We start from the raw sequence: 8,725 nt of genomic DNA, 5'->3' as shown, positions 1-8,725 counted from the left end.
CCAGCTGGAGTCGTAGGCAAAGCCCAGCTCCGGCAGCCGCTCCAGCTTGGCGCGGTCCATGGAGAAGCAGGGCGCGCGGTAGCCGCGGACGGGCGCGCCCAGCACCTGCTCCAGGGCGTCCTTGTGGCGGCGCAGCTCCTCTGCCCACTCCGCGGGGTTGCGCCCCGTGAGCAGGGCGTGGTCGGGACCGTGCGAGGCGATCTCGTGGCCGGCGGCGGCCAGGGCCCGCAGCTCCCCGCCGCGCGAGGCGGCCACCTCGCCCAGCCAGAAGAAGGTGCCGGGCACGCCGGCTTCCTCCAGCACATCGGCGAAGCGGCGCACGCCGTCCAGCATGCCGGGGCCGCCGGCGGGGACGGCGCTCCCCCGGAAGTACTCCAGGTGGTGCCAGTCCTCCACGTCCATGGAGAGCAGGGCCGTGCGCGTCATGCCAGGGACAGCCCCTTGGCGCGGAACGCCCGCGCCTGGTCATCCGTGGGCCAGGTGAAGTACGAACCGTCGTCCACTGGGTTGGGTAGCGCCTCCACGCCGCCCGCGCGCAGGCGGCGCAGCGTTTCCACCATCAGCTCGCCGCCGCGGCGCTTGGTGGCGTCCAGCACCTGCGTCATCGTCCGAAAGCCCCGGATGTCGACCTCCGCCTGGGCCAGGATGCCGCCGTTGTCGATCTCCGCGTCCATCAGGTGCACGGTGGCGCCGGAGCGGGGCTCGCCGTGAAAGAGGACCCAGAAGCTGGGAAGCAGCCCGCGGTAGTGGGGGAGCAGCGAGCAGTGGAGGTTGATGCACCCCTTCGCGGGCAGCCCCAGCAGTTCGCGGCGGAACACCTGCGGCGCGCTGAAGGAGACGACGACGTCGGGGGCGTGGCCCCGCAGCCGCTCCAGGAAGGCGGGCGCGTTGGCGTCGCGCTCGATGCGGAACGGGATGCCGTGACGCCGGGCCACGGCGCGCAGGCTGGCGGGACGGCCGCCCACGCGTCCGCCCGTGGCGCGCTGGACGACGTCGGCGGCGGCCAGGGTGCCGGCGCGCAGGGCCAGCCGCGCCAGGGCCGCGGGGCCGAACCAGCGCAGCAGCCGGCCGCGCATGTTGTCCAGGGAGCCGCGGGCGTCCAGGACGGCGATCTCGCGCACGTCCATCCCCGGCTCGCGGCAGATCAGGTCCACGTTGCGGGGGATGAAGAAGCGGTCCTCCTGGGTGAGGACGACGACGCGCAGGGGGCGTCCCTCGGTCACGCGGCGCCTCCCGCGGTCTCCAGGGCCTCGCGCGTGGCGTACAGGCGCGCGCCGGCGAGCATGCCCCCCACGGCCCAGAGAAAGAAGCCCACGTCGTAGACGGGGAAGTTGCCCGTGGTGATGCCCACGATGGCCACGCCCAGGAACCCGGCGGCCAGGCCCCGCAGGGCGCTGCTGGGGGTGGAGAGCAGCAGGCGAACGGCCGCCGTGATGGCGAAGCCCATGAGCACCAGGGCCGCGACCCCGCCCACCACGCCCACGTTGCGCACCAGCTCCAGCACGGTGTTGTGCGCGCCGAACTCCCACGTGTACACTAGGCCGCCGTAGTCGAACGACTGGGGCCGCAGGGGGCGCCCGGCGGGCACCACCAGGTACGGCCCGCCCGTGATCTGCTCCACGGCGGCCAGCCAGAGCGGGCCCCGGTCGCCCATGAGCTTGAACACGGCGTAGGCCATGAGGCCCTCGTCGCGGGTGACCATCTCCAGCGCCGTCTTGCCCTGCATCTGCATCACGGCCCAGATCAGCAGGCCGCTCATGACGCAGGCGGCGAACACGCCCGCCCGCACCAGCATGCGGCCCGCGGCGCGAAAGCCCGGCGCGGCCAGCACCACGCACCCGATGGCCAGCACCACCTCGGCGAACGTGGTGAGCGTCATGCTCAGGGCGGCCACGGCCACGGACAGGGCGCAGAGGCCCGCCTCCAGGAAGCGGCGCCGCGCCACCAGCCCCGGCAGCACGCCGCCGATGAAGCCCACGGCCAGGAAGACCATCATGCCGTGGAGAAAGCGCACCATCAGCAGCAGCGCCGCCAGCGACACCACGGCGGTAAGCTGGCGCGTGAGCCGGGCCACGCCCTCGGGGCCCGCGCGGCGCACGACGACGATCCCCCACAGGAACCCCGCCACGGCCAGCATGGCGCGGGGGCCCTGCGACCAGCGGTTGTAGCCCAGGGCCTGCCCCTGCAGGCCGCCGGCGAGGACGGGGAGAAACGACACCAGGAAGAGCGGCAGGAGCCACCAGGGAAGCACGCCCCGGAACACCCTGCCCCCCCGCAGCAGCTCCAGCACCACCCGCGCGAAGGCGGCGGCCAGGATGGCCAGGGGGGCCGTGAGCTCCACCCCCGCCAGGGCCACGAACGTCGTGGCCTCGGGAAAGACGAACGGCGCCGTGGCCGTGCTGACGAGCCCGTGCGCGTCCCGGCCGGAGAGGGTGCCCAGGGACGGAAGGGCCAGCAGCAGCACCGTGGGCAGGTAGCGCCGGTCCGCGGCGAAGACGGCGGCGGCGCTCACGGGCACGGCGAGCAGGGCCGCGACCTCGCCCACCGTGCCGCCCCGCAGCTGCAGGAGCACCAGCACGACGGACAGGGCCGCCGACAGGTTGCTCACGCGCAGCAGGGGATGGCCCCGGAGCGCGGCCCCGGAGCCCCGGTACGGCGCGCGCGCCGCGAACGCCTGCGACGCGCTCACGGGCCCCCGGCCGGACGGCCCCGGAACGCGCTCGGGGCGTGGATGGATCTGCGCTTCATCGCCTTGCAGCTCGTTTCGTTGGGCGGCGGCACGGCCGCCGCGCGCCCGCGGCGGCCCGGGGCGCGAAGGTCCTTCACGACGTCACGCGCCCGGGAGCAGCGCGGCCAGCCGCGCGCGAAAGCGCGGGAGGGAGAAGTGCTCCTCCACCCAGCGCCGGCCCCGGGCCCCCATCTCCGCGGCCCGCGCGGGGTCCGCCAGCAGCTCGGCCGCGGCGCGGGCCACGGCCGCGGGATCGCGCGGGTCCGCCAGCACGCCCGTCTCCCCGGGAGCCACGGCGTCCGGCGCGCCGCCCTCCGTGCTCGCCACCACGGGCCGGCCGCACGCCTGCGCCTCCAGGTAGACGATCCCCAGCCCCTCGCCCGTCCACAGCCCGCGTCGGGGGCGGTCCACCCGGCTGGGCATGGCGAACACGCCGCACCCGCGGTACGCGTCCAGCAGCGCCGGGAACGGCACGCGGCCGGCGAACTCCACCCGGTCCGCCACGCCCAGGGCGGCGGCCTCGCGCTCCAGGTCCGGCCGCCAGTCCCCGTCGCCCACCACGCGGAGGGTCACGGGGCGGCCCAGGCGCGCCTCCAGCGGGCCCAGGGCGCGAAGGAGGACGTCGTGCCCCTTGTAGCGCTCCGCGCGGGCCAGCCGGCCCACCACCAGCAGGTCCGCGCCCGGGGCGGCGGGCGCGCCGGGGGTGTAGAACTCCGTGTCCACGGGGTTGTGGACGAGGGCCAGCCGCTCCGGCCGCACCCAGGGCGACACCTGGTCACGGGTAAAGCGGCTGACGGCCACCACGCGGTCCGCCCAGGCCAGGTCGCGGGCGATGCGCGCCCCCGCCTGTCCCCACACCTCGATGCCGTGGGCCCACGCCCAGCAGGCCGGCCGCCCGGGCCGGCCGTCCAGGCCGTGCCGCAGGGGCGGGAGCAGCCAGGGGTGCGCCGCGATCACCAGGTCGAAGCGGTGGGCGCCGCGGGCCGCCTCGCGGGCCAGCCGCACGCGCCAGAGACCCCGGGCGTCCAGGGAGCGCGCGACGCGCCCGCCGCGCTGGGGCGCCAGCCCCCGCGCGGCGGCGCCGTCCACCTCCTGGGGCCCGGCCTGCGCGACGCTCCACACCTCCACGGCGGCGCCCAGCGCTCCCAGGCCGCGGGCGATCTCCCAGCCCACCGCCTCCAGCCCGCCGCCCCGGCTCCAGTGGAACACCACCACCAGCACCCGCAGCCCCCCCGCGCTCACGCCGTTCAACCCGGTCCCCTCCGTTGCCGTGCGGCCGCCGGCCCGCGTCCGCTCCGGGCGGATCAGCCGGCCTGAAGATAACGGCGGCGCGCCGGCCCGTCGACCACCGGACCGGCGCGGACTCATCTCATCGGACGAGCCGGGTCCACGATCACCGCGGCGCCCGCTCCACCCGTCTCCGATCCGCCGCTCCGTCGACTCCGCGGCGTCCACGTCCGCCCGCCGATCCGCCGCGCCCTTTCCGCATCCGCCGCGGGACGCGGAAGCCGCGGATCAGCGCCCGTGGGCGGCGAGCACGCGGTCGTACACCTCCATCACCCGCTCCACGGCGGGACCGGCGGAGTAGCGCGCGCGGGCGGCGCGGTAGGCGGCCTCGCCCATCCGCCGCCGCAGGTCGTCGTCGCCCAGGATGCGGGCCAGCGCGTCCGCCAGGGCCGCCGGGTCGCCGGGGGGCACCAGCAGCCCCGTCTCGCTGTCGTCCACCAGCTCGTCCAGACCGGCCAGCCGCGACGCCACGGTGGGCCGCGCCATGGCGGACGCCTCCACGGCCGGCCGGGCGAAGTGCGGCCGCGTGGCGGGAAAGACGACCACGTCGCTGGCGGCGAAGAGCGGCGCCACGTCGTCCGCGAAAGGGAGCTGCACGAGGGCGTCCGCGAGCCCCAGCCGCTCGATCTCCCCCCGCACCCGCTGGGAGACCGTCCCCGCCCCCACCAGCGGCAGCACGGCGCGGGCGGCGCGGGCGGGCAGGCGGGTGCTCTGCGCGTACACGCTGCCGGGCATCAGGCAGCGCAGGCCGGGAAAGCGCTCCCGCAGCCGCGCCACGGCGCCCAGCAGGGGAAAGATCCCCTTGACGGGGCTCCATCCGCCCACGTACAGCAGCACGGGCGCGTCCGGGGCGATCCCCAGCCGCGCGCGCACGGCCCCCCCGTCCATCCAGCGGTCAAAGCGGGAGAAGTCCACGAAGTTGGGGATGACGAGCCCGCGCTCGCCCCCCACCCACGCCCGCCGGTCCGCGTGGCTGATGAACACCAGCTCGTCCACGGCCATCATCCGCGCGCGGATGGCGCGGTACCGCGGCCCCCGCGCGGGGAGCGGCGGCTCGCGCACGTGCCACACCGTGGGGATCCCCTCGCGGACGAGCGCCTCGGCGCAGGGGCTCAGGGGCATGGAGTTCAGGTGCACCAGGTCCGCCCCCACGTGCCGCACCAGTTCCAGCGTGCTGCGCTGGCTGGAGCGCCAGTGGCGCGCCACGTCCGCCAGGTGCGCCCAGGTGGACGGGCGGTGCAGCGGCTGGGGGGCCACGGTGCTGTGGTCCCACGGGTGGATGCCCCGCCACGGGACCGTGCGGATGCCGGCGCCCTCGTACAGGCGCGCGAGCTCGTCCGCCGGGCGCACGAGGGCCACCACGGGCGTAAAGCGCGCCGGGTCCAGCCCCTGGATGGTGTACAGCAGGCTCATGGCCGAGCCGCCCAGGGCCGCCGCGTGCTGCACGTACAGGACGGTGCGGGGGGCGGACGTCACGCCGGCAGCTCCAGGCCGTGGTGCTCCAGGCAGGCGGCCAGGATCGTGTACGCCCACAGCCGGTGGCTGCGCGACCGCCCGCCGTCCGCCTCGGCCTCCAGCCCGCGCAGGAACCCCGGCGCGAACAGGGCCCGCGCCGGCGGCGAGGCCAGCATCTCCCGCGCGCGCCCCCGCAGCGTGGTCTTGAGCCAGTGGGTGAGGGGGAGCTCGAAACCCATCTTGGGGCGCTCCACGATCTCCCGCGGCAGCACGTCGGCGGCCGCGTCGATGAGCACCCGCTTGCCCTGGCGCCCCCGCAGCTTGTGCTGGGGCGGGAGGGCGAAGGCGTACTCGGCCAGGCCGTGGTCCAGCAGCACGGGGCGCACCTCCAGCGAGTGCGCCATGCTCATGGCGTCGGCGTCGCGCAGCAGGGTGTCGCGCATGTACCCCGTGGCCTCCGTGTAGCTCACCTGGGCCAGGGGGTCCAGCCCCGGGCGCAGCGACGCCGCGTGGTGCCCCTCCTCCGCGTCCGGGAGGGCCCGGCGGAACGCGGGGGAGACGGCGCGCCGCTTCTCGCCGTCCGTCATCAGCCGCCGCAGCTGCGACAGCCGCTCGTCGGGCGCGGCCACGAGCGCCTGCAGGGGCATGCGCCAGCGCCCGGGAAGCAGCGCGCCCGCGCTCCCCGCCAGGGCGCGCGCGGCGGGCACCCCCGCGGGCGCCATCCGCGCCATGCGCTGCAGCCGGTGAAAGTGCGGGTACCCGGCGAACAGCTCGTCCCCGCCCAGCCCGGAGAGGGAGACGGTCACCCCCGTCCGGGCCGCCTCGGAGACGAGCCAGGTGTTGGTCCCGTCCACGCTGGGCTGGTCGAGGTCGCCCACGACGCGGTCGAACACCCGCGCCGCGTCGGCGCCCGTGACCACCACCTCCGTGTGCTCGGCCCCGAAGCGCTCCGCCGCCAGCCGCGCCCACGCAAGCTCGCTGAGGGCCGCGTGCGAGGTGTCGAACCCCACCGAATAGGTACGGATGGGATGCCCGGCCAGCCGGCTCATGAGCCCCACCACGAGGGTGGAGTCGATCCCCCCGCTCAAAAAGGCGCCCACGGGCACGTCGGCGATCAGGTGCAGGCGGGTGGCCTCGTCCAGCCGCGCGCGCACCCCCTCCACGGCCTCGGCGTAGCCGATCCCCGCCAGCTCGCGCCGCAGGGTCCGCGTCTCCGCCTCCAGGTCCCACCAGCGCTCCACGACGGGCTCGCCCCCGGGACGCAGCCGCAGCCAGTGCCCCGGCAGCAGCGCCCGCACCCCGCGGACGATGGTGCGCGGCTGGGCCACGGCCCCGTGCGACAGGTAATCCCACACGGCCTGCGGGTCCGCCTGCCGCGGGACGCGCCCGCTGGCCAGCACGGCCCGCACCTCCGAGGCGAACAGGAAGGACCCGTCCGGCGCCGTGGCGTGGTACAGCGGCTTGATGCCGAAGCGGTCGCGGGCCAGGAACAGCTCGCCCCCCGCCGCGTCCCACACGGCGAAGGCGAACATTCCCCGCAGCCGCGGCAGCACCGCCGCGCCCCAGCGGGCGTAGCCGGCCAGGATGACCTCCGTGTCCGTGTGGGAGACGAAGGTCTCGCCCAGGGCCTCCAGCTCCGCCCGCAGGGCGGCGTAGTTGTAGACCTCGCCGTTGTAGACGATGCGCAGCGCCCCGCGCGCCATGGGCTGGTGCCCCGCTGCGGAGGTGTCGATGATGGACAGGCGGCGGTGGGCCAGCCCCACCGCCGCCGTGTCGTCGTAAAAGAGGCCCGCGTCGTCCGGGCCGCGGTGGGCGATGGTGCCCAGCATGGCCGGCAGGGCGTCGCGCGCCCCAGGCCCCACGAACCCCGCGATCCCGCACATCAGCCGGCGTGCGCGCTGCCGGCGTGCACGTACAGCCGGTTGTGAGGCAGGAACTCCGGCGGAGTGGCGCCGCGGTACCCCTCCCGCGCCAGGAACGCCTCCAGCGTCGCGATGCTGTGCCCGTAGCGCACCAGGTGCTCCTCCTGCACCTCCAGCAGCAGGTCGGGGCGGTCGCGGCGCAGCAGGCCCACCGCTCCCGCGAGCGCCAGCGGCTCCGCGCCCTCCACGTCGGCCTTGATGAACGCCACGGGTCCCATGCCCTCCCGCGCGGCGACGTCGTCCAGCGTGGCCACCTCCACGGTTTCGCGGGGCCCCTCACCCGCGGCGGCGCCCGCGTCCAGCACGAGGTGGTTGTCGGTGTAGCGGGCGCTCGTCATCTCCAGCGTTCCCGGCCGGTCGGCCAGGGCCAGCCGGTGCACGCGCACGCGGTCCGTCAGCCCGTTGCGGCGCACGTTCACGCGCAGCCAGCCGCACGTGCCCGCCACCGGCTCGAACGCGTGGAACCGCAGGTCAGGCCGCCGAACGGCCAGGTTCACGCTGAAGGTGCCCAGGTTGGCGCCCAGGTCCAGGACGGTGCCCCCCCGCGCGAGCCGGCGGGCGCAGTGCTCCATCTCCGCCTCCTCGTGCAGCACGCCTTTCTCCGCACCGTACGCCCCCCAGCCGGGGACGTAGACGAATTCCGCTCCCCACGGGCTGCGGAAGAACCCGCCCTCGAGGGTGAGGACGGCCTCGCCCAGCGCATGCTCGCGCATGAGCGCCTGCCCCTCGCGCAGCCACCGGGTGATGCGCGCCTCGGGAGGCGGACGCACCACCTGGTACAGGGCCATCGCGCCCGGCACCTTCTTCACGAGGCCGCGAAGTGTCTCCAACCGTCTGTGTGCCATGCGGAAAGACCGTTCTGTCTCGGTGGATGGCGGACCGCCGCGCGCTCCGTAAAGCCGCGAAGGCCCGCGGTGTCCTTCGTGCGAGGGCCGGCCGGCCCCGGCGAAGCACTTCACGGGGGGCGCGCCGTCGGCCCGGCCCATCCCCGACACGCGGGGACGGCCGCGTGCCCGCGCCCCGCCGCGGCGCTCACCCCCCGCGCAGGTTGGCGCGCAGCACCCGGCCCACGATCTGCGCCGCCCGCACCCCCTGGCGCAAGCGCGCCAGGGCCGCCAGGGCCGCCCGCTCGGCGGCCGGCAGCGTCTCGTGTCCCCGCAGGGCGAGCCGCATCCCCGCGAAGTACTCCGCGTTCGGGCGAAGGTAGGCGTCGCGGTAGGTCCGGGACCGCACCACCACGTGGAGGGCCTTGCGCGCGCCCCGCGCCAGCGGCGAGCGCGGGGCCGCGGGGTCGGGGGGGGGCGGCGCCGGGAGCCGCGGCGCGTTCACCCGG

General features: G+C 76.3%; 7 protein-coding genes and 1 pseudogene. All 8 read right to left on the bottom strand.

All coding sequences use genetic code 11. The annotated features are described in order from the left end of the window. A partial coding sequence (locus tag VFZ20_RS25015) for a polysaccharide deacetylase family protein (protein ID WP_329686687.1) occupies nucleotides 1-426 on the bottom strand: 426 nt, incomplete at its 3' end. Next, nucleotides 423-1,223 carry a methionyl-tRNA formyltransferase gene (locus VFZ20_RS25010; RefSeq protein WP_329686686.1) on the bottom strand — a complete coding sequence of 267 codons (801 nt, stop codon included), beginning with the start codon at nucleotides 1,221-1,223 and terminating at the stop codon, nucleotides 423-425. The genes VFZ20_RS25010 and VFZ20_RS25015, both read right to left, overlap by 4 nt. Continuing rightward, nucleotides 1,220-2,689: a hypothetical protein gene (locus VFZ20_RS25005; RefSeq protein WP_329686685.1), complete on the bottom strand. Its 1,470-nt coding sequence runs from the start codon at nucleotides 2,687-2,689 to the stop codon at nucleotides 1,220-1,222. The genes VFZ20_RS25010 and VFZ20_RS25005 overlap by 4 nt, the downstream gene beginning before the upstream one ends. A 141-nt stretch (nucleotides 2,690-2,830) precedes the next feature. Continuing rightward, the gene (locus tag VFZ20_RS25000; RefSeq protein ID WP_329686688.1) at nucleotides 2,831-3,970 is read right to left on the bottom strand and encodes a glycosyltransferase family 4 protein; all 1,140 of its coding nucleotides are present in this window, start codon (nucleotides 3,968-3,970) and stop codon (nucleotides 2,831-2,833) included. Between the two features lie 273 nt (nucleotides 3,971-4,243). Further along, on the bottom strand, nucleotides 4,244-5,491 hold the full coding sequence (locus tag VFZ20_RS24995) for a glycosyltransferase family 4 protein (protein WP_329686684.1): 1,248 nt from the start codon (nucleotides 5,489-5,491) through the stop codon (nucleotides 4,244-4,246). Next, the gene (asnB, locus tag VFZ20_RS24990) at nucleotides 5,488-7,353 is read right to left on the bottom strand and encodes an asparagine synthase (glutamine-hydrolyzing) (protein WP_329686683.1); all 1,866 of its coding nucleotides are present in this window, start codon (nucleotides 7,351-7,353) and stop codon (nucleotides 5,488-5,490) included. The genes VFZ20_RS24995 and asnB overlap by 4 nt, the downstream gene beginning before the upstream one ends. Continuing rightward, a complete protein-coding gene (locus tag VFZ20_RS24985) occupies nucleotides 7,353-8,201 on the bottom strand; it encodes an FkbM family methyltransferase (protein WP_329686682.1) in 849 nt (282 codons plus the stop codon). Before VFZ20_RS24985 ends, asnB begins: the two co-directional genes overlap by 1 nt. A 223-nt stretch (nucleotides 8,202-8,424) precedes the next feature. Beyond that, nucleotides 8,425-8,725: pseudogene (locus tag VFZ20_RS24980) on the bottom strand (hypothetical protein); the annotation flags it as partial.

The sequence above is a fragment of the Longimicrobium sp. genome (assembly GCF_036280135.1).
In the GTDB taxonomy this organism is placed as follows: Bacteria; Gemmatimonadota; Gemmatimonadetes; order Longimicrobiales; family Longimicrobiaceae; genus Longimicrobium.
The sequence above is the reverse complement of the archived record's forward strand: the minus strand, read 5'-3'. Positions and strand labels throughout refer to the sequence as shown.